At 46.7% G+C, this 20,050-nt stretch carries 17 protein-coding genes; 10 read left to right on the top strand and 7 right to left on the bottom strand.

Features of this window, described 5'->3' with window-relative positions:
• The first annotated feature begins 182 nt into the window (after positions 1-182).
• The 3 genes from BMY75_RS14310 to nagA are packed head-to-tail and all read left to right on the top strand — an operon-like array spanning position 183 to position 4,016.
• Entirely contained in the window at positions 183-1,856 is a 1,674-nt protein-coding gene (locus BMY75_RS14310) for a DUF7832 domain-containing protein (protein WP_074835034.1), read from the top strand.
• Positions 1,853-2,869, top strand: coding sequence for an ATP-grasp domain-containing protein (locus BMY75_RS14305; RefSeq protein WP_074835031.1), 1,017 nt, complete (start codon positions 1,853-1,855; stop codon positions 2,867-2,869). The genes BMY75_RS14310 and BMY75_RS14305 overlap by 4 nt, the downstream gene beginning before the upstream one ends.
• A 13-nt stretch (positions 2,870-2,882) precedes the next feature.
• Entirely contained in the window at positions 2,883-4,016 is a 1,134-nt protein-coding gene (nagA, locus tag BMY75_RS14300) for an N-acetylglucosamine-6-phosphate deacetylase (RefSeq protein WP_074835029.1), read from the top strand.
• A 99-nt stretch (positions 4,017-4,115) separates the two neighbouring features.
• On the opposite strand, the gene BMY75_RS14295 is transcribed toward nagA, so the two are convergent.
• Positions 4,116-4,361 carry an AbrB/MazE/SpoVT family DNA-binding domain-containing protein gene (locus BMY75_RS14295; RefSeq protein ID WP_024857349.1) on the bottom strand — a complete coding sequence of 82 codons (246 nt, stop codon included), beginning with the start codon at positions 4,359-4,361 and terminating at the stop codon, positions 4,116-4,118.
• Positions 4,362-4,662: 301 nt separating this feature from the next.
• Between BMY75_RS14295 and BMY75_RS14290 the strand changes: the two genes are divergently transcribed.
• A complete protein-coding gene (locus BMY75_RS14290; RefSeq protein WP_074835026.1) occupies positions 4,663-5,223 on the top strand; it encodes a nucleoside recognition domain-containing protein in 561 nt (186 codons plus the stop codon).
• On the top strand, positions 5,224-5,742 hold the full coding sequence (locus BMY75_RS14285) for a nucleoside recognition domain-containing protein (protein WP_074835024.1): 519 nt from the start codon (positions 5,224-5,226) through the stop codon (positions 5,740-5,742). It begins immediately after the preceding gene.
• Here the strand turns inward: BMY75_RS14285 and BMY75_RS14280 are convergent.
• From BMY75_RS14280 to BMY75_RS14270, 3 genes are read right to left on the bottom strand one after another with little or no spacing between them, the layout of a single operon-like run.
• Entirely contained in the window at positions 5,735-8,509 is a 2,775-nt protein-coding gene (locus tag BMY75_RS14280) for an SbcC/MukB-like Walker B domain-containing protein (protein WP_074835021.1), read from the bottom strand. The two genes, BMY75_RS14285 and BMY75_RS14280, sit on opposite strands and share 8 nt — an antisense overlap.
• Complete coding sequence (locus tag BMY75_RS14275; protein WP_074835018.1) at positions 8,506-9,639, bottom strand: exonuclease SbcCD subunit D; 1,134 nt, start codon at positions 9,637-9,639, stop codon at positions 8,506-8,508. Before BMY75_RS14275 ends, BMY75_RS14280 begins: the two co-directional genes overlap by 4 nt.
• Before the next feature lie 28 nt (positions 9,640-9,667).
• A complete protein-coding gene (locus BMY75_RS14270; protein WP_074835015.1) occupies positions 9,668-10,213 on the bottom strand; it encodes a hypothetical protein in 546 nt (181 codons plus the stop codon).
• Positions 10,214-10,434: 221 nt separating this feature from the next.
• Between BMY75_RS14270 and BMY75_RS18075 the strand changes: the two genes are divergently transcribed.
• The 4 genes from BMY75_RS18075 (at position 10,435) to ilvB (ending at position 15,656) form a co-directional block, all read left to right on the top strand.
• Positions 10,435-10,590, top strand: a complete 156-nt coding sequence (locus BMY75_RS18075; protein WP_170844313.1) for a hypothetical protein — start codon at positions 10,435-10,437, stop codon at positions 10,588-10,590.
• A gap of 629 nt (positions 10,591-11,219) precedes the next feature.
• Positions 11,220-11,960 carry an elongation factor P 5-aminopentanone reductase gene (gene ymfI / locus BMY75_RS14265; protein ID WP_074835076.1) on the top strand — a complete coding sequence of 247 codons (741 nt, stop codon included), beginning with the start codon at positions 11,220-11,222 and terminating at the stop codon, positions 11,958-11,960.
• A gap of 267 nt (positions 11,961-12,227) precedes the next feature.
• Positions 12,228-13,820 carry an LCP family protein gene (locus tag BMY75_RS14260; RefSeq protein WP_074835012.1) on the top strand — a complete coding sequence of 531 codons (1,593 nt, stop codon included), beginning with the start codon at positions 12,228-12,230 and terminating at the stop codon, positions 13,818-13,820.
• 138 nt (positions 13,821-13,958) lie between these two features.
• A complete protein-coding gene (gene ilvB, locus BMY75_RS14255; protein WP_074835010.1) occupies positions 13,959-15,656 on the top strand; it encodes a biosynthetic-type acetolactate synthase large subunit in 1,698 nt (565 codons plus the stop codon).
• 102 nt (positions 15,657-15,758) lie between these two features.
• Here ilvB and BMY75_RS14250 read toward each other — a convergent pair whose 3' ends face one another.
• The 3 genes from BMY75_RS14250 to BMY75_RS14240 form a co-directional block, all read right to left on the bottom strand.
• Positions 15,759-16,403, bottom strand: coding sequence for a potassium channel family protein (locus BMY75_RS14250; RefSeq protein WP_074835008.1), 645 nt, complete (start codon positions 16,401-16,403; stop codon positions 15,759-15,761).
• A 79-nt stretch (positions 16,404-16,482) separates the two neighbouring features.
• On the bottom strand, positions 16,483-17,271 hold the full coding sequence (locus tag BMY75_RS14245) for a hypothetical protein (RefSeq protein WP_139199832.1): 789 nt from the start codon (positions 17,269-17,271) through the stop codon (positions 16,483-16,485).
• A 17-nt stretch (positions 17,272-17,288) separates the two neighbouring features.
• Positions 17,289-18,686 carry a TrkH family potassium uptake protein gene (locus tag BMY75_RS14240; protein ID WP_081350570.1) on the bottom strand — a complete coding sequence of 466 codons (1,398 nt, stop codon included), beginning with the start codon at positions 18,684-18,686 and terminating at the stop codon, positions 17,289-17,291.
• Positions 18,687-19,002: 316 nt separating this feature from the next.
• Between BMY75_RS14240 and BMY75_RS14235 the strand changes: the two genes are divergently transcribed.
• The gene (locus tag BMY75_RS14235) at positions 19,003-20,049 is read left to right on the top strand and encodes a substrate-binding domain-containing protein (protein ID WP_074835003.1); all 1,047 of its coding nucleotides are present in this window, start codon (positions 19,003-19,005) and stop codon (positions 20,047-20,049) included.
• Position 20,050 lies beyond the last annotated feature (1 nt).

Here is a 20,050-nt window from a genome sequence, read left to right as displayed (position 1 = left end):
TATGCATACGCTCGTTTTGGTATGCGAAATGATGCCGGTTGCATGAGATCGTACAGCTATGTACAGCCATAGCCACGGGCTTTATACCCGCAGTATTATCCGAATAAAAAATATTTACTTTTCTTAAAATATATGCTATAATTTTTATGTTTGAAAAACGCCATTAATAGGAGGATCGGAGAATGGGAAGGAAAGGCAGCATGATAAGGAACGTGCTTTTTTGCGTACTCGGAGTGATAGAAGTGCTTATGTGTATCGCCATAACAGGAGCTACTATTGCGCCTGCTAAGGGCAGCGACCCTATTGAACCGATCACTGCTGCCATAGCTATGATAATCACATTCGCTTTTCTATGTATGATAAGCTTTGGCGGTCTGGTGAGGGAGGCGGCTTACAAAAGGCTGAATCTCACAAGCAATATGCTTATGCGCTTATTTACGTTGGGAACCGGTTTTACAGCGCTCTTTTGGTGCCTTGAAGATGATGTTCACCCTTATGAGGCGGTAGCGGGTATGCTGGCGCTGTGCATAATTCTTGGGATAGTGGCTATACTGGTTGGCAGAAAGGCTGACAAGATGTCACCTGATAACAGCAGTTCTTCCCGTGTACATATCGATAATTTTGAAAGTGATAAAGCTGAGTGGCACTGGGACGCTGCGGCTAAGGAGTATTACCGCGGCAGTGTTCCCGAAGATATGTCCGACAGCGACAATGACAGGATATACGAATATGCCTCGCTGCCTATGGCGTATTATCTGCTGTGGCTGCTTGACAGGGATATGGTCAGCAAGGAGTTTTACAGCCTTATCCCAGCGGACGTAGTTTCAGCGGTAAAAGATGGCAGAGAAAGCCCTGTTCAGCTGCTTATGTGTACCGACTACTGTTTTGGCAAGGACATGATAAGCGAAGACGTATATAATTTTACCAACGTTTATTACTGGGGCTGTTTTCAAAAAAGTGGTCTTACCTATGGCTATGATTATGATTCTCTGTATGAGAGCTATATGTTCGATTATTTCCATATTGCGGGTGAAGACCGCAATTACTATGTGAACTCCTATTCAAATGATATTCGTGAAAAGCTGGAAGAAGTTCTGGACAGGCGTTTCAGGGAGTACAGAGATGGCATGGTCGATTCGGTAGAAAGACCCGGCTCGGAATTCTCTGAAAGATATGGCTGGGAGGTCTATATTTCTATGTGCAAAGGTGCGGATGATAATGACCTTGAGCGCTGTATTGCAGATTTCAAGGAGCCTTCTGATGATAAATTTGAGAAGATAAAACAGAGTATTCTGAATCACGCTGTATATTGTTACGGTGAATCGGAAGATTACGATGAGGAGCTTTTCCAGCTGTACAACGCTTACAACATTACGGTTTACCACAGCGAAAATGGTGAGCCTGCCTACACTTTGAGCGGAAGCTGTGATTATGACGGTGATGAAATGTTTAATATTACGGTGCGCGGTGATATCGTATATTTGCCGCTGCTGGAAGATGATGAGATACCACCGTATTCGGAAAAGATGGAAAGAGTTCTGGCGCTTAGAGATGCAGATATTTCAGTGGGCAGGAGCGTTGCGCTGATACCCTTTATTTTCGGCGGGACACAGGGGGTTGAAAACACTGTATATATGCCTGCGGTATGTGCGGATATAAAGGAAGAATGTGACAGCAGGATGATCTGTCTGGTCAAGCAAGGTATGGAACTTGACTATAAATGCGAGCCGAAATACAAGGATGGCAGGGCAGTGGGATTTACTGTTTCAGCCAAAGACAGTTCTGGCAGAACGGTATTTTATGAAAAAATAGATATTGAAGAAACAGCAAATTATCATCAAGGAGATATGGCATGAAAAACGGCAAGAGAGTAATATGGTTCAATCACTGGTTCAGCCAGGCTTATAATTTTATTGAACTTCTGAGACGAGATGAGCGAAACTATATAATCGCCACGGCTAAAAAGCCCGATTTTGTTTTCGGCGCGGCGGCAGATGAAAGGTACATCGAGCCTAACGGAGTAAACGGTGAACAGTATGTTGAATGGGCGCTGGGATTCTGCAAGGAGCATTCGGTGGACGTATTTTTCCCGAAACGCTGGAGGGCGGCGGTAATAAGCCATATGGATGAATTCGCGGCGATAGGCACCCGTGTTACTGCTGACGGCAATACCGAACAGAACGATATGCTTGACAGCAAGATGAAGTCATGTATTTTTATGCGTGAGAATGATCTTTGTGCTACGCCCTACATGGAGCGCATAACCACTGTGGAAGGTTTTGAGCGGGCGTATGCGGCGGTAAAGGAGAAGTACGGCAGGGAGCATAAAGTCTGCGTAAAGGCTGACCGCGATGAGGGCGGTATCACTTACAGGCGGCTTTTCGATGATGATGCGCCGAAGTCCATGCCAGAGGATATAAGCTATCAGTCATACCTCGCTGACCTTAAAAACCGCAGCAGGATATATCCCACGGTGGTGATGCCATATCTCAGCGAACCCGAGATAAGCATCGACTGCATGAGGACGGAGAGCGGACTTATCGCTGTGCCGCGCTGCAAGATCGACAGTCATATCACCGCTCTGCGCTTTGACAAGGAATTCATCGATACAGCAAAGCGGATCTCGGAAAAAGCTATAATCGATTATCCTTACAATATACAGCTTCGTCCACTGAACGGCGAACACGTATTCATGGAGATAAACACCCGCATGGCGGGTGGCTGTTACAAGGCTGACGCTGTGGGTGTGAACTTTCCTCAGCTGTCAGTAAGCCATGCTTTCGGGGATAAGATAGATACCGAAGCCATACTCAGCGGTCTGCATGATGTGCGTGTGGGCGAAGTAGCGGGCTTCATAGTTATGCCTTAGGCGGTGGCTGAAAATGCTGATAAAGAACGGTCTTGTATTTACTGAAAAATGTCAGTTTGAACCTCTCTCGGTGCTGACGGAAAGCGGGGTCATAACGGGGATTCTGCCTGCTGATGCGATGATAAAGTACGGCGGTGAGGTGGTGGATGCTTCGGGCTGTTATGTTGTTCCTGGACTGACGGATATACATTTTCACGGCTGTGCGGGGCATGATTTTTGTGAAGCTACGGTGGAAGCAATCGGACAAATAGCTGAGTTTGAATACTCGCAGGGGGTGACAACGATCTGTCCCGCGACTATGACTTTGCCCGATGAAGATATCGATGAGATACTCCGTGCGGCAGGGGAATACTCTAAAAATCCAGTCGATGATGGCAGGGCAAAGCTGATAGGCGTTCATCTGGAGGGACCTTTCATTTCTCCCGAAAAATGCGGCGCTCAGAAAAAAGAGCTGATACAGCTGCCTTCAGCTGAAAAACTGCGTGCATGGCAGTCGGCGGCGGGGAACCTGATAAAGCTTGTGACCATCGCTCCCGAAGTTGATGGGGCGATCGAATGTATACGTCAGCTTTCGGAAAGCATAAGATTCTCCCTAGGGCATACTGCCTGCGGCTATGACAGTGCAGTTGAAGCCTTTGGGGCGGGGGCAGATCACATAACGCATATGTACAACGCCATGCAGCCTTTTAATCACCGCGCACCCTCGTTGATAGGTGCGGGATTTGACACTGAGGGAGTGTTCGCCGAGATCATATGTGACGGAGTACACGTTTCAGAAACTGCGGTAAGAGCGGCTTTTGCGTTGTTCGGTGATGATCGTATCATACTAATAAGCGACAGCATGGAAGCGACGGGTATGCCCGACGGCGAATATCAGCTGGGGGGACAGAGGGTATCGGTGAAAGGAAACCGCGCTGTGCTTTCGGACGGAACTCTGGCAGGAAGCGTGACACCACTTGCGGATTGTCTGCGGAAAGCGGTAAAAATGGGGATACCTCTTGAAAGTGCCATTAAAGCCGCGACTATCAACCCATGCCGTTCCATAGATGAAGACAAAAATTACGGCAGAATATCTGTTGGCAAAGCGGCGCATATCCTGCTGCTTGACAGGGAAGATCTTTCACTGAAAGCCGTATATACCCAATAAAACAAAAGACCCTTCGGCAGCGAGCCGATGGGTCTGATTTTATGCTAGTTCTTATGTTGGATCCGATTGCATAGTATTAAGCAGCGGGTGTTCCTGATATTACTTAGCGCCCTTGATCTCGGAAATGCAGTTTGTGCATATGGACTTGTCCTTGTAGTCAACAAGGTTCTCGGTAGCGCCGCAGAAAATGCATTTTCTCTGATACTTTTTGAGGATGATCTTGTCGTCCTCGGTATAGATCTCGATAGAATCCTTAACAGCGAGGTCAAAAGTTCTTCTGAGTTCGATGGGAAGAACGATCCTTCCCAGGTCATCGACCTTTCTTACGATTCCTATGGATTTCATTTTTCTCAATTCCTTTCCCCGATAGATTTTCAGCCGACTTAGACTGACTGTATATGATATATACATTATAGCAATTTGAACAGAGTTTGTCAAGTAAATTTGAACGGTATGTCAATTGTTTGTCACGCAAAAACCGTTTTCAGCATTATGCACATCAAAATATTACTAAACGGAATATTTGCAGCGTGAAAAGGTATATTTTTACTTGTAATATTTGTAAATTTTCCCAAATCAGGAAAAGTAAATAATCGATGAATGAATTTAAATAATTGAATTAAAAATCAGAAAAAGGGGTGGTGAAATGCTGGCATTTGTAGTGGCGGTAATGCTTGTTTTATCCGCAGTTATGGGCTTTTTTGAGGGTTGTTGGGCAGAGATCTCCGACGCGGCGATGGGACAGTGCGTTAAAGCAGTTGAACTGGGTATATACCTTGCAGGTTCAATGGCGCTGTGGTGCGGATTAATGCGCGTTGCCGAAAAATCGGGGCTGACACGAATTATCGCGCGGCTGCTTTCTCCGCTGATAAGACTTATCTTCGGCAGACTAGACACAGATTCAAAAAAAGCCGTAAGCCTTAATCTCACAGCGAATCTGCTGGGGCTGGGAAATGCGGCAACTCCCACGGGTATAGAAGCTGTACGACGGCTTGAAAAAAGCTCACGACCAAAACGGAATACCGCCCTGATAACAGTTATCAATACCGCCTCGATACAGCTTATACCTGTCACGGCAGCTGCACTGCGTTCCGCACACGGATCATCTGCGCCTATGGAGATACTTCCCGCCGTGCTCGCGACCTCGGTTTGCTCGGCGACGGTGGGGATAATAACCGCATCTATCCTGTTTTCGGAGGAAAAATAAATGACCGTTACAAACATGACTGTCCCGATCATTATCACGTTCATATTGTTGTTTGGATTATTTAAGCGAACCGATGTGACAGGGGATTTCACTGCAGGGGCATCCGTAGGCTTGAAGACCGCCGCGGAGCTGATACCGATACTGGTGCTGCTTATGACCGCCGTGGGAATGTTCGGCGCATCGGGGGCTTCGGCACATCTGGCGGGGCTGATATCACCTTTGGCAGAAAAGCTTGGCTTTCCGACTGAGTGTATCGAACTGGCGCTGTTGCGACCTGTTTCGGGCAGCGGTGCTATAGCCTCTCTTGATGAATTGTACACCCGAATTCCCCCCGACAGCTTTGCAGGCAGGACGGCGGCGGTGCTGATGTCTTCCACAGAGACAACATTTTATACTATTGCGGTATACTCTGCCGCTATGAGAAAAAAGCTAGGCAGCCGCGTGTTTATCGCAACTGCCGCAGCAGATATAACAGGGTTCATATTGTCGCCTTTGATGGTCAGATTACTGGTCAGGTGATTATCTTCACGGAACTGCCCAGGGACTTGTCCTTGGTGACCACTATCTGCCTGTCGATCTTCTCTTTGAGTTCGGGTACATGGGAGATTATGCCCACAAGCCTGGAATTTTCAGCCAGACCGTTCAGCGCTTTTATTGCCTGATCGAGGGTCTCATCGTCCAGTGTGCCGAAGCCCTCATCGACGAACATGGAATCTATCCTTACGCCGCCTGAGGACTGCTGTATCTCATCGGAGAATCCCAGTGCCAGCGCAAGCGAAGCCATAAAGCTCTCTCCGCCCGAAAGCGAGCGTATGCTTCGGATACTGCCTGTGAAATGGTCGTTTACGTCAATATCCAGACCTATTTTCGTGTTGCCGCGGCTGGCACCGCTTCGGATAAGCTCGTACTGTCCGTTGGTCATCTGTAAAAGTCTGACATTCGCGTGAGCGAGTATCCTGTCAAAATATTCCATCTGTGCAAAGACTTCGAGAGTAACACGCTGTTTGCCTGCAAGAGTGCCGTTAACGGTGCTGTTGAGGGCATTTTTGATGCTGTATTCTCTGATGAGTGCGCGGTTGTTTGCAAGCTCAGAGCGTATCTTTTTAAGAGTGTCCTCAGCGGAAGACAGGCATTTTACGGTCTCGTCACGCTTATCAAGTGCGGATTTGGTGCGCTTTGCACACTCTTTCATCTCTTGGTCGAGAGCTTCGCAGTCGGGGCGCTTTTTTCGCTTTGTCTGCTCTTTGAGTTCGCTCAGGTGTCCCGAAAGTTCTGTGCGCTTCTTTTCAAGCTGTGCCAGTTTGTTATCGGCATTGGATATTGCCTTTTCGAGGGCTGTCTGCTGATTTTTCAGCGCTGAGATATGCTTCATCGCTTCGGCTTTGTTGGCGCATGGCAGAGCATCAAGCTGCTTTTTTGCAGCAAGCTTTTTTTCCTCTGCCTTGGCGGTGAGCTCTCTCAGGCTGCCCTGCAAAGCCGAGATATTTTGGCTGTTATCGGCGATGCGCTTTTCAAGCTCTGCCGATTCCTGCTCGGCGGAAGTTTTTTGCTTTGCCTGATTTGTCAGCTCTTTATGTGCTGCTGTCAGCTTTTTTAGGGCTTCATTTATCTTTTTGTAGTCTGTACGCGCGTTTTCAAGGGCTTTTTCAGGTGTACAGCCCTCTGCATATTTTCCCGCATGAGCCATAGCGGATTCCACGGCTTTTTCGTGCGCCGACTTTGCCGCCGCATGATCCGATGCCGCTTTCAGGGCTGTATTACGAGCCTTGTCCAGCTCAGCGGAAGCCTTGTCAACGGTCTGCTTGTCGGGGGCTTTATCAGATATTGCCGCCTTTTTCGGGTGATGCACCGAGCCGCAAACGGGGCAGGGCTTGCCCTCTTCAAGCTCTTTTGCCAGCAGACCTGCCTGCTCTGCCAGATAGAGGCTGAAAAGCTGGGAATAGTTCTTTTCAAGTCGCTCCATTTCCTGCTGTGCAGATTCGTAGGCTTTGAGGGCTGACTGCTCTTTTTCCTTTAGCTTGTCCGCTTCGGAAAACTCCACACCTATGGCTTTAATATGTTCCAGTTCGCCGCTGAGTTTCTCGGCTTTTCCCGATGTTTCAGCAAGCTTTGCGCCTATATCTCCCAGGTCGGCTATGAGCTTTTTAAGTTCCTCACGTTTTTTGGTGTCCGCCGAAAGCTGTTTGTTGAGGTCTTCAAGTTTCTTGCCCTCGGTTGCAGCCGCTTTGCTGAGTTTTTCGGCTTCTTTCAGAACTGCTTCCGCGTCATCGTAAAGCTGAAGCTGTTTTTCTTCCGCGGCTATCTGACCTATCAGCGCCTTGTGCTCGGGGAGTTTTTCGTGCATGGCTTTAGCATCTTTTTCGGCTTTTTCCAGCTCGGGCAGAAGCTCCTGCATATCCTTTTCGGACTGTTCAAGCTTGTCGAAAAGCTCTGTCAGCTTTTTGCCGTTTTCAAGGGCGAGGGCGGCTGTTTTGTGCTGTTTGTCCGCCTCTTTATATTCATCTGCCGCTTTTTTAGCCTCGGATTTTTCGTATTCTAGGGCTTTCTGGCAGACCTCTTCAATATCCGTATCTGCGGCAGATTCGGGATTCTGAGCCGCTAAATTTATCTCTTCACGGTATGGGTCTTCCGCCCCGAGCCTGATATTTCCCAGCAGAGAGCCTATTTTCAGCTCCGAGTCTTTGTAACTGCGGTACACGGCGTTGGTTTCTTCTTTCAGTCTTTCCTGAAGCACCCTGTATTTTCCTGTGGAAAAAATAGCGCTGAGTATTTTGGTACGGCTGTCGGTCTTGGTGTTCAGAAGTTCTGCAAAACTGCCCTGAGCTATCATTGCTACATTTCGGTACTGTCCGTGGTCAAGCCCGAGTATGGATTTTATCTTGTCATTGACCTCGCTTTCGCCCGATGCTATGGGCTTTTCCTGACCGTATATGTAGAGCTCGTTGGTGGTGTTGAGGTCTGTTTCACCCTCGCCGCGCTTTTTGGGTATCTTCTGGCGCGGTTCGCGGTGGACGAGGTACTTTGTTCCGCCGTAATCGAAAAGCAGTTCGGCGTAGGTGATGACTCCTGCTTCAGCGTACTCGCTTCTGAACATATTTACAGTTCTGCTGTCACCGCTGGCTTTGCCGAAGAGGGCGTAGCATACGCCGTCGAATATGGTGGTCTTGCCTGCGCCTGTATCTCCCGTGATAAGGTAAAGACCCTGTCCGCCCAGCTGGTCCATATCTATCTCGGTCTTTTCGGCATAGGGACCGAAAGCCTGCATTGTAAGTTTCAGCGGTCTCATAAGCTTCCTCCCCATATCTTGTCTATCATGTCTTTGATGTATACCGACTGTTCCTCAGTCATCTCGGCTCCATTCTGTTCTTTGAAAAGCTCGGCTACAAGCTCAAAAGGAGTTTTGCTGTCGGTATGCACGGCGGCTGTAACTTCGGATATCGTTTGGGTGCGCCTGTTGTCAAAACTCAGCTGAATGATATTGTGGTAGACAGTTCTAAGCTTCTGCATTACGTTTGGTATGTCGGTATCATCTGTAAGGGTGATGAAGAAAAATCCGTCAGTGTCGAGTTTTTCGTAGAAACTGCGCTCCATCAGCTCGTTATATTCTCCTCTCAGCTCCATGACATCACGCATGGGCACGAGGGGGACGGTGGTTATCACGGTATCGCCTTTTTCTCGGATATCGGCTATCGTCACCGATTTTTTATGGCTTATCTCAGAAGCCGAATATTTCAGCGGAGTTCCGCAGTAGCGTATATTTTTGCCTATATTCTGTGGGCTGTGGATATGTCCCAGCGCAACGTAATCGAAACCCTCAAAGACCTCAGAACCGATATTATCCAGCGTACCTACCGAGATATACTCCGAATCGCAGGTAATTGCGCCTGTGATGAACTGATGGCACATCATTATGCAGCGCCTGTTTCTGTCGATGCCGCTCTGCTCGATGACTGCGTTCATCATATCGGTATAGGTCTTTATCTCCTTATTGGGACAATAGCCGCGCACAAAGGAAGGCTTGATGAATGGGACAGAGCAAATATCCAATTTTCCGTACTCATCCGTGACAGTCAGCACACCGGGACTGCCCTCATAGCAGGCGCATATGTGGATATCGGCATCAGCCATTATCTCACGTCCGTAATCAATCCTTTCGGGGCTGTCATGATTTCCGCTGATGATGTAGACAGACAGCTTGTTCCTGCGGAGTTTTGTGAGAAACTCACCGAACAGCTTGACAGCTTCTGCCGAGGGTGCGCTTTTATCGTAAATATCTCCCGCGATGAGTATGCCGTCGCAGTTTTCAGCCGAAGCGATATCTGCTATCTGCGAAAGAATATGGCGCTGATCTTCGATGAGGGTATAGCTGCCCAGCCTTTTGCCCAGATGAAGATCGGAAACGTGTGCGAATCTCATTTAAATCCTCCTTTGCAGAAAATGCAGACTACTTGTTTTTGTATACTATCTTGTCCTTGAGGTCAACCTTATCGTAGCCCCATTTGAAGCCGATATATGTCGAGAGGGGGAAAAGCCCCAGATAGGGGAGTATCAGCAGGAAAACTGCGGGGCTCATATCCTTTATGTAAGCAGAGTGTGCAAAAATATCAATTATCGGGAAAAGGCAGGCATTGGCGATCTTGAATGCGGCAAGAAAATCAAATGCGCCGCTGAAATTTGATACCGCAAGTATAACAGCAGTCAGTGCAAATGGAAGCATAGCGATAAGTCCCGTTATAGCACCGAAATTTCTGCCGACATTATCGCCGTGGAGAGTATCTGCATTGGCGGCTTTTGCCCCTTCTTTCATGCCAAAGTCCGCAAGTATGCACACTACGCACATTATACCCATGAATCCGAACATAAGGTTAGCGAAGAGACCCATAGCCTTAGCTACCGCCCAGAAAAAAAGCATTACGAATATTCCGAAAAACTCGGTTTGAAGCCCTTTAAGCAGACCGTATATAAGGGCAGTTTTTCTGTTATATTTCATTTGATTCACTCCTTGAAAGATGTGGCACCGAAAGCGTATACAGTTTTGAAATTCAGTTTCGGCGCTTAATAAATGTATTATAGCATAAAACGAAATTCAATACAAGGGCTTTTTTGAAAGCTTTTATATATAGTACAAAAAAATGTACAAAATCAATTTCAGGAATATTATAGGAATATCGGTACATACTATTATTAATATAAAGGAAAGGAGCGTTTTAAATGAACGATAAGGAAAAACGACCTCTGCCCGTTGACCCTGTTGATGGCACACGCGTTTATATGCCCCTTGGCAAGCGGTTTTCGGTGGGTGAGGAACTTGGCGAGGTAAGCTTTGAAAATCAAAGCGATGATATCAGCGGAGAAATCGGCGAATAGATTCGGGGTTGCATAAAAAGGATATCCGTGGTATAATACAATAGACTTGGCACGGTTGATCCGTGCGGCAACACCCGATAACGCCTGCTGAACAGATAAGGAGAATTGCATAATCAAGGAGGATAAAAATGATTGAGTATTATGACAGAAACGGATGCTTGATTAAAGAGGGCTCATACTTGCTATATGATAACTCAGAAGATTATTTTAACTGTGGAATAGCAAAGATAGTAGACAATCAATTGTGTTTTATCTATGCGGATGGCATAGATGCAATATATATAGATAAGTTCAGAACACCTCTGTGTGAGATAGATTTATCAAAAATACAAATTCTGGATATAAAAATATTTAACGCAAGTTTTGGTAATCTAAACGGTGACATACGTTACTATGACAGGTTTGGTTTATTGATAAGAGAAAAAATGGGGCTTTTTATCGGAGATGACTCTGGTGGAAATGGCGGTCCTGTAAAAAAAGAAAATAATGATTTGGTATTTGAGTTTGGAGCGTATTTTGATCCAACTTATGTATCTTTATCTAAATTACAGCATATTGCTATGACGGTCAATTTGATACCCAAATGTTATCTTAAACAAGCTCAGCGCAAACCGAAAGGACAGGATATCATGGGAAGGATAAAAAAAGCCGCCATAGTAACAGGCGGTTCGGGCGGGATCGGCGGCGCGGTCAGCAGAAAGCTGGCGCAGGCGGGCTATCTCACGGCGATAGGCTATAATAAAGGGAAGGAAGCGGCTGAGGCGCTGGCGGCTGAACTTAGGAGTGCGGGCTTTACAGCTGAGGCTTTTAGGTGTAATATTGCTGATGCGGCAAGTACGGCGGAGTTCCTTGAGGCGGTGGAAAAAAGCTTCGGTGAGTGCGAATTGCTTATAAATAACGCGGGCATAGCGGATATCGGGCTGTTCACCGACCTCACCGATGAACGGCTTTACGAGATAATGAACACCGACCTCTTGGGGCATATGCGGCTGACAAAAGCTGTTCTGCCGCATATGATACGCAGACATTCGGGAAGTGTGATAAACATATCCTCGGTGTGGGGTGAAAGCGGTGCTTCATGCGAGGTGGCTTATTCGGCGGCAAAGGCGGGGCTGATAGGCTTCACAAAGGCGCTGGCAAAGGAGTGCGCTCCTAGCGGAGTGCGGGTAAACTGTGTAAGCTGCGGTCTTATCGATACTAAGATGAACAGCACCCTCTCCGCCGAAGACCTGAACGCTGTCACCGATGAGATACCCATGGGTCGCATGGGCACCCCCGATGATATCGCGAATGCTGTTATGTTTCTGGCAGAGGAATCTTCCTCCTATATAACAGGTCAGGTACTGCGTGTTGACGGCGGCTGGCTGTAAAGTATCATACAAGTACACCATGCGCTGTTCTGCTGAAAAAAGCAGGGCGGCGCTGTTTTTATGCCCTTTTGTGAGAAAGAAAAGTAAAAATTCGGTGAAATAGTAATGAAAAAAGCCCGGGGCGGTTTGACAAATGAAGGGTTATACTATATAATAGTGATATTCGTGAAAATAGTTATATAAAGCGGAATATGTTCGGGTAATCCCATATTTTTCGGGAAAAGCAGGACATATCCCGTTTAGGTGTAAAAATGTAGGAGAGCGATTATGGATAGAGATGAAAAGTTCCGTCGCCCCGCAGATCCCTATGAGGAAGAGTATCAGCGACAGCTGGAAGAGATCTCACGGATCGCAGGAGATACGGGGGGCGAAGTAGACCTCAGCATGGGCAGTGCTGATGATGTGTTCGCCTCGGAATATCAGAGGTACGGTACACCCACGCAGATGGGCGGTCAGCCGTACGGAGAAGAATACATGAACAGGCAGTATGCACAGGCGCGTACAGGCGGCGGAAACAGACAGCCATCGCGTAGTAGTGCTTCACGTCAGCGCAGAGAGGATAACGGCGGAGGACAGTATTCCCGCCCGCAGGGAAATTCGCAGTACGGCGCTGAAAGCCCGCGGCAGAATTATCCCGAAGATGATATGAGGGAAAGACGTACATCCCGCGGCGGAAGTAATGATGGTCAGAGGAAAAGACCTGCCCGCGGCGCAGAGGGAGAAAGAACAGGCGCTAACAGGTCAAGGGAAAGAAGAGAAGAACGTCCCGCACAGCGCAGGGACAGGAGCAGCGGACAGCCTGCTAAGAAAAAGGCAGAGCGCCGTGAAAAGCCCCATGCTTCCGAAGAACTTCGCTTTGGAACGCGCAACGGCGGCAAAGTTCCCGCACACGAGACAAGGCATCCAGTACGCAGTTTTTTCAGGACGCTGATAATACTGCTTCTTGTAATATTCATCGGCTTGAATGCACTGCTTTATTACTATATCACCCTTGTAAACCGCAGGGGGCGGGGAGACCGTTCATTCACAGGCGGCTCCATGGACAGCAAGAGTGTTACGAATATCCTGCTGATAGGCTCGGATACCCGAAGTGAAAAAGAAAACGGCAGAACGGACAGCATGATACTTATGTCGGTGAACAAAGACAAAAAGACCATCACCATGACATCTTTCATGCGCGATATGTATGTCGAGATAAAGGGCAGGAGAACAGGCGACGATGATATCGATGTATGGGACAAGCTGAATTCGGCTTATGTTTACGGCGGTGCTGAACTGCTTATGGATACCATCGAGTACAATTTCGATATATCGGTTGACGACTATGTTTATGTGGATTTCTTTGCGTTTATCGACATAGTTGACTCCATTGGCGGACTTGAGATCGACATCACCGACGAGGAAGCCGCTGGCTTGGAAGACCCTCTGGGTGAACAGAACAAATATCTTAAACAGCCCGAGGATACCGACTGCCTCGACCACGGCGGAAAGCTTCTGCTGAACGGTAATCAGACCCTTGCATATGCAAGACTGAGATATGTCGGTAATGCGGATTTCCAGCGCACCGAGAGACAGCGTGAGGTCATTAGCAAGATAATAGCTAAGGTGAAATCTTCCGACCCGCTGACGATAAACCGTTTTGCAAAGTCGGTATGCTCCAATCTTTCCACGAATATGAGCCGTGCCGAGATGATGCTTTCGGCTTATAAGGCGATATTCTCGGTGAATTACCAGATGAAGACCCTGCGTATCCCCGCTGAGGGAAATTACAGCTTCGGTATGCACGGAGACCAGTCAACACTTGATGTTGATATCGAAGCCTGCCGTGAACTTCTCAGAAGCGAGATATACGGCGGATAAAAACCAATAAGCACTTTTGCTTTGATACGGCGGAAGTGCTTTTTTGTGCCTTTGTCACCCCTTGACAATCAGGTATAAATATAGTATAATAGATAATTAGTTACAGAATTTTTTCGATATCAAAAGGAGAGATCGATCATGCAGCTTAACGGTTCAGACGTTATCATAGAATGTCTTGTTGAACAGGGTGTTGACACTATTTTTGGTTATCCGGGCGGTGCAGTGCTGAATATCTATGACGCACTGTATAAGAATTCCGACAGGATAAGACACGTTATCACAGCCCACGAACAGGCAGCCTGCCACGCAGCTGACGGCTATTCCCGTACCACAGGCAAAACAGGCGTTGTTCTGGCAACTTCGGGTCCCGGTGCGACCAACCTTGTTACCGGTATCGCTACTGCTTATATGGATTCAGTGCCTATGGTAGCTATCACAGGTAATGTTACCAGAAATCTGCTGGGTCTTGACTCTTTCCAGGAAGTGGATATCTGCGGCATCACCATGCCTGTTACAAAGCACAACTATATCGTAAAGGATCCCGAGAAGCTTCCCGATATAATCAGAGAAGCTTTCCGCATAGCCAACGAGGGCAGAAAAGGTCCCGTACTTATAGATATCCCAAAGGATATAACTGCGGCTATGATAGAGTATGAGAAGAAGGAACCTTTGAAGTCTGAATACAAGGATCCCGATACTTTCGAGGCTGAGATAGCAGAGGCTGCCGAACTCATCAAGAAGTGCGAAAGACCTTTCATCTACGCAGGCGGCGGTGTGGTATCCGCTGATGCAGTTGATGAGATGAAGGAGTTCGTAAGAAAGTGCAACGCACCTGTTGCACTGTCGCTGATGGGTCAGTGCGCTTATGACAATACCTCCGAGAATTACATCGGTATGCTGGGTATGCACGGAACAAAGGCTGCTGCAAAGGCAGTCAGCGGCTGCGACCTTATGATAGTTCTGGGCTCGCGTTTTTCTGACAGAGTTCTCTGCAACCCCAATACTTTCGCTAAAAATGCACATATAATCCACCTTGAGATAGACCCTGCCGAGATAGGCAAGAACATCGAGGTATATCACCATGTTACCGGTGATGTCAAGAAGGCTATCGCAAGGCTGAACGAACTTCTGCCCGATATGTCTCACCCAGAGTGGTTCAATGAAGTTATGGGATGGAAGAAGAAGTATGCTCTGCATATGGTACCTATCGAGAACGAGGACGAAGTTCTCCCCGATCAGGTCATTTCTGCACTGGACGACCTCACCGATGGCAAGGCTATAATCTCCACCGAAGTTGGTCAGCACCAGATGTGGGCTGCACAGTACTATGATTTCAAGTGCGCAAGAAGCTTTGCTTCCAGCGGCGGACTTGGTACTATGGGCTACGGTCTCGGCGCGGCTATCGGCTGCAAGATAGGCAACCCCGACAGAACAGTTGTAAATATCGCAGGCGACGGCAGCTTCTTCATGAACTGCAACGAGCTTTCAAGTCTTGCTAAGCACAAGATACCTCTGATAGAGCTGGTATTCGAGAATGACGTTCTCGGTATGGTTCGCCAGTGGCAGAGACTGTTCTACGGCAAGCGTTTCAGCCAGACAAATATCGAGCGTGGAACTGACTTCATGAAGCTTGCAGATGCTTTCGGCATCGAGGGCGTTCGCATAACCAAGAAGGACGAGATAGTTCCTCAGCTGAAAAAAGCTCTTGAATATGCAGCAGCAGGCAGACCTGTTCTCGTAGACGTAGTTATCAACAAGGACGTTAACGTTCTCCCAATGGTACCCGCAGGCGCAGATGTAAGCCAGCCTATCATGGAGATAGACCTTGAAAGCTAAATAAAAGTTTTAAAGCCCGTGAGCAAAAAACTCACGGGCTTTTTGTGTACAAAAAACAGGACGAGAGTATAACGAACTCTCGCCCTTGACAATAATTTTGAATTACTTCCGCATTTTGCGTATGTTCTCCATGGTGCCCATTACAAGGAGTCTTTCGTCCTCGGTGAAGCGGTGGTCGATGGTCGCCATCTTGAAATCGTTGTCCTGCTTTACTGCAAGCACGTTGATGTGGTACTTCTGGCGGACGTTGCTTTCAAGCAGGTTCTTGCCTATCCAGCTTTCGGGAACGCTTATCTCATAGATAGCGTATTTATCGTTGAGGTTGAAATAGTCGAAAACGCCCTCTGAACCGAAACGTACTGCGAATCTCTCGGCGGTCTCTTTTTCGGCGTAGATAACTTCGTCAGCACCGTTGCGCAGCAGGAATTTCTTGTGTATGTCACGATTTGCTCTGGCGAAAACATAGTTCGCGCCAAGCTCGTGCATAAGGCAGGTGGTTTCGAGTGAAGCCTGGAAATTATCGCCTATGGCACATATGCACACATCAAAATTGTTTACTCCCAGCTCTTTAAGGAACTGAGCGTCCGTAGCATCGCCAATGCGGGCATCGGTTACGTATTTGAGTACGGAATTTACCCTGTCCTCGTTGATGTCTATTGCCAGAACCTCATTGTCCATGGCTGTCAGCGACTTTGCCATATGCTTACCGAAACGTCCCATACCTACTATAAGAAACGATCTTGCCATATTTATTCTCCTCTTGATTATACTTTTCCTTACTTCGTTGTATCAGATCAAATGCCCACAAAGCCTTGTTGCTGTCAGCTTAACCCTGCGTTTCAGCGCTGGCTTCAAAGGTGTAATCTGTTATGATGTGGGAATTATTCAGGTATTCTGCCCTGAATCCCTTTTCTGTATGCTTACATTTTTCATCGAAAAGCTTTTTCAAATCCTGCCCGCCGATGGGGAAGCGGTATTCTTCACCGTTTTCATCGATGCAGATCATATAATTTATGTAGCCTTTAGTGTCATCGTAAAAACTGATCTTCTCGATGTTTGAAACCGTAAGTATCTCATTTTCGGATATATCGCGGTATATCTCCGTAAGCTTGCCTGCTTCGGGGAAATAAACGTTCTTTTTGTAAATACTGTTTATTACGATGCCGATGACAAGTGCGGTTATCAGTATGAAAGGGATGATCAGCAGCCAAAATTTCTTATTAGCTTTCCTTTCATTCTGACATTTCAGCTCTGCAACTTGCTTTGCCCAGCTGTCTTCCATTTCAGCGATACGCTTATCTTCTTCGTCAAGGGAAGCCAAATACGCTTTGTTATTTTTGTATGATGACAGAAAATGAACCGCTAATAGTTCAAGTGTCACGATGACTGCGATGTATCTCAGCAGTTTGCTTATTGTTATGATCAGCAGATAATTCGCTGTGCTTTCTGCCGCACCTATAAAACTAACAGACTTCACATTCGCCCAGAAAGCCATGGCATAACCGATGACATAGAAGATCGCAAGTAAAAATAACAGACGTTCGGTTTTTGATCTCTTTTCTTTGCTGCTATCTTTTTCAGAAGAGATCATGTCATTCTGTTCAATTGTTTTCATATCGTTTTCCTCTTTTATCAAAGCATTATCTTCTCCTCGGGCAGCTGACTCTTGTTTGATGCATAGTTATTATGCAGCGATACTATAAAGGTTATGCCGCCCACACGTCCGAAGAACATTATCATAATAACTATGAATATGCTGATATCGGAGAGGGAAGTAGTTATTCCCATTGAAAGTCCTGTGGAACTTATGGCACTCACAAGTTCAAAAACAACGGGCGTAAGTTCAAGACCGTCAACGCCTGTTATTATCATGGCTGAAACTGCTACCAGTACCAGATAAAGTGTGGTTATGCAGCTTGCATTGCGCACAGTGGTATCGTCAACACGTCTTCCGAAGAATTCAACGCTCTTTTTCTTTCTGAATACGGTGGATATAGTCATCATCATGACTGCGAAAGTAGTTACCTTGATACCGCAGGCGGTAGATCCGGGAGAACCGCCGACGAACATGAAGCATATCAGCAGCATGATGGAAGTCTGTCTGAGATTTGCCACGGTAACGGACGCAAATCCTGCGTCACGTCCGGAAGTCACCAGCATAGAAGAAGCGATGACCTTTCCGCCATAGCCGAGGTCGCCCATAGTAGCGTCATTGTGCCATTCAAGCAGTGCCATATCCAGCATACCGAACAGATAGAACAACACTGTGACCACGAGTATGATCTTGGTCTGGGCGGAGTATTTTTTGATATGGTGCTTGTGGGTGACGATATCAGACCATGTAAAAAATCCGATGCCGCCAACGACCAGCAGTATGATGATAGGGATATTCAGGATAACGCTGTCGTTAGCCGTTATCAGCGAACTGCCCGGTTCAAAGTAGCCCATAAGGTCGAGTCCTGCCGTGCAGAATGCGGATATGGAGTGGAAAAGGGAGAAATAAATGCCCTTTGCCCAGCCCAGCCGCGGCACGAACCAGAAACACAGTGCAGCAGTTCCAAGAGATTCAAACAGGGCAGTACCTTTGAGTATAAAACGGGTCATCTTGACAACACCGCCGGAAGATACGCTGCCTATGGATTCTCTCATGGTGGCACGCTGTTTCAGACCGATCTTCTTGCCCATGAAGCTCAGGGCGAAAAGTCCGATGCTCATGAAGCCGATACCGCCGATCTGTATTATTATAAGTATGACTATCTGGCCGAAAAGCGACCAGTAAGTATAGGTATCGTGAAGTGTCAGACCTGTTCCGCTCAGTGCAGAGGTCGTTGTGAACACGCAGTGATTCAGCGGTGTGCGTACTCTCTCCGTAGTGCTTATCGGCAGACAAAGGAGCAGTGCACCAACCATTATAACTATAGAATAGCCGAACATCAGCGACTGCGTGAATGACATCTTTCGCAGGATACCATGTTCAAATATATGGGGCAAATGAAGGTGTTCCCGTTCATTCAGTTTTAATTTCATCATTTGATCTATCCCTTATTAAAACCTGATAAGCAGTTTGTTTGATAAAACAGTGTCTACATAGCTAATATAGTCTATCATATTTTTATGGATAAAATATGATATTTAGTGAATATTTCATTAACAATGTGAGCTTTTCACGCTGAGAAGATCTTTTCATAATGGCATCAAAAACGATTTTTATTGAATTTTTTAAACTTAAAGCAGAAATTATATTAATTTGGTCGAAAAAACTATTGTATATTGCAGAAAAGTGTGGTATAATGTTAATTAATAATGATTGTAATTAAATGATCGTAGCATCGGAGGTGACAGGCTTTTGAAAAGGTTCATATCTGCAGCGATATGTACGGCTATGCTGTTTTGCCTTGCGGGCTGTGAACAGGAAGAACCTGATACTGTTTCCGAGTTCGAGCCTGCACCTGAATTTTCTCCTCTGACTGAGATAAAAGAAGGCAGGAAAAACATATACCTTATTATAAAGACCTTTAACAGCGATTACTGGGATGTGGTAGTCGATGGTGCTAAGGCGGGCGGTGAGGATTTCGACTGCAATGTATATTACAGCGGCTGTAATAACGAGAGCGACTGGGAGTCACAGTGCAGGCTGCTGGAAGAAGCTGCTGAAGCGGGTGCCGATGCTGTGCTTTTAGCGCCAAATGATTCTGTCAAGCTTTCCGCTGAGATAGAAAAGGTCTATTCAAAGGGCATAAAGATGGTACTGGTAGATACCATCGCGATAACCGACAGCTACGATGTATGTTTCATGACAGATAACCTGATGGCAGGACAGCTTGCTTCTGCGGAGATGATTGAACAGCTTCACAAAAAAGGATACAGTGATAATGACACTATCCAAGTGGGCGTTCAGGTGTGCGCAACTGCCACACAGACGATAAATGAACGTCTTGCAGGTTTTTTGCAGTTCTGGTCAAACTATGCCCCTGATAACTGGACGGTCATATCAGACATCAAGTTCAATGAGGGCGATATCGACAGGGGCTGTCAGTGTACAAATGATCTGCTGAACAATTATCCCGATATAAAAGGTGTGTTCGGCAGTGATAATGTGTCAACTACTTCTCTCGCGGCTATTATCAAGGAAAAAGAGAGAACGGATATAGTAGTTGTTGGTTTTGATCATTCACCCGAGATATCTGAGCTTATCAATTCGGAAGAATACACTGCTTCATCAGTGCTCCAGAAGCAGTTCAATATGTCTTACGACGGCGTAAAGACGGCTCTTGACCTGATAGATGGCAAAAAGATGGAGCAGAAATTTGTGGATACGGGAATAATAGTTGTAAATTCCAATAATCTAAACGATCCCGAGGTTCGGGAAACGCTGGATCATAACAGAGGATAAT

Origin of the sequence: Hominimerdicola alba, from assembly GCF_900109655.1 — a bacterium.
Taxonomy (GTDB): domain Bacteria; phylum Bacillota; class Clostridia; order Oscillospirales; family Ruminococcaceae; genus Hominimerdicola; species Hominimerdicola alba_B.
The sequence above is the reverse complement of the archived record's forward strand: the minus strand, read 5'-3'. Positions and strand labels throughout refer to the sequence as shown.

Excerpts from the sequence above, each read along its gene's own strand:
- BMY75_RS14310 (WP_074835034.1), top strand. The coding sequence starts at position 183 with ATGGGAAGGAAAGGCAGCATGATAAGGAACGTGCTTTTTTGCGTACTC.
- BMY75_RS14305 (WP_074835031.1), top strand. The coding sequence starts at position 1,853 with ATGAAAAACGGCAAGAGAGTAATATGGTTCAATCACTGGTTCAGCCAG.
- nagA (WP_074835029.1), top strand. The coding sequence starts at position 2,883 with ATGCTGATAAAGAACGGTCTTGTATTTACTGAAAAATGTCAGTTTGAA.
- BMY75_RS14295 (WP_024857349.1), bottom strand. The coding sequence starts at position 4,361 with ATGAAATCCATAGGAATCGTAAGAAAGGTCGATGACCTGGGAAGGATC.
- BMY75_RS14290 (WP_074835026.1), top strand. The coding sequence starts at position 4,663 with ATGCTGGCATTTGTAGTGGCGGTAATGCTTGTTTTATCCGCAGTTATG.
- BMY75_RS14285 (WP_074835024.1), top strand. The coding sequence starts at position 5,224 with ATGACCGTTACAAACATGACTGTCCCGATCATTATCACGTTCATATTG.
- BMY75_RS14280 (WP_074835021.1), bottom strand. The coding sequence starts at position 8,509 with ATGAGACCGCTGAAACTTACAATGCAGGCTTTCGGTCCCTATGCCGAA.
- BMY75_RS14275 (WP_074835018.1), bottom strand. The coding sequence starts at position 9,639 with ATGAGATTCGCACACGTTTCCGATCTTCATCTGGGCAAAAGGCTGGGC.
- BMY75_RS14270 (WP_074835015.1), bottom strand. The coding sequence starts at position 10,213 with ATGAAATATAACAGAAAAACTGCCCTTATATACGGTCTGCTTAAAGGG.
- BMY75_RS18075 (WP_170844313.1), top strand. The coding sequence starts at position 10,435 with ATGAACGATAAGGAAAAACGACCTCTGCCCGTTGACCCTGTTGATGGC.
- ymfI (WP_074835076.1), top strand. The coding sequence starts at position 11,220 with ATGGGAAGGATAAAAAAAGCCGCCATAGTAACAGGCGGTTCGGGCGGG.
- BMY75_RS14260 (WP_074835012.1), top strand. The coding sequence starts at position 12,228 with ATGGATAGAGATGAAAAGTTCCGTCGCCCCGCAGATCCCTATGAGGAA.
- ilvB (WP_074835010.1), top strand. The coding sequence starts at position 13,959 with ATGCAGCTTAACGGTTCAGACGTTATCATAGAATGTCTTGTTGAACAG.
- BMY75_RS14250 (WP_074835008.1), bottom strand. The coding sequence starts at position 16,403 with ATGGCAAGATCGTTTCTTATAGTAGGTATGGGACGTTTCGGTAAGCAT.
- BMY75_RS14245 (WP_139199832.1), bottom strand. The coding sequence starts at position 17,271 with ATGAAAACAATTGAACAGAATGACATGATCTCTTCTGAAAAAGATAGC.
- BMY75_RS14240 (WP_081350570.1), bottom strand. The coding sequence starts at position 18,686 with ATGATGAAATTAAAACTGAATGAACGGGAACACCTTCATTTGCCCCAT.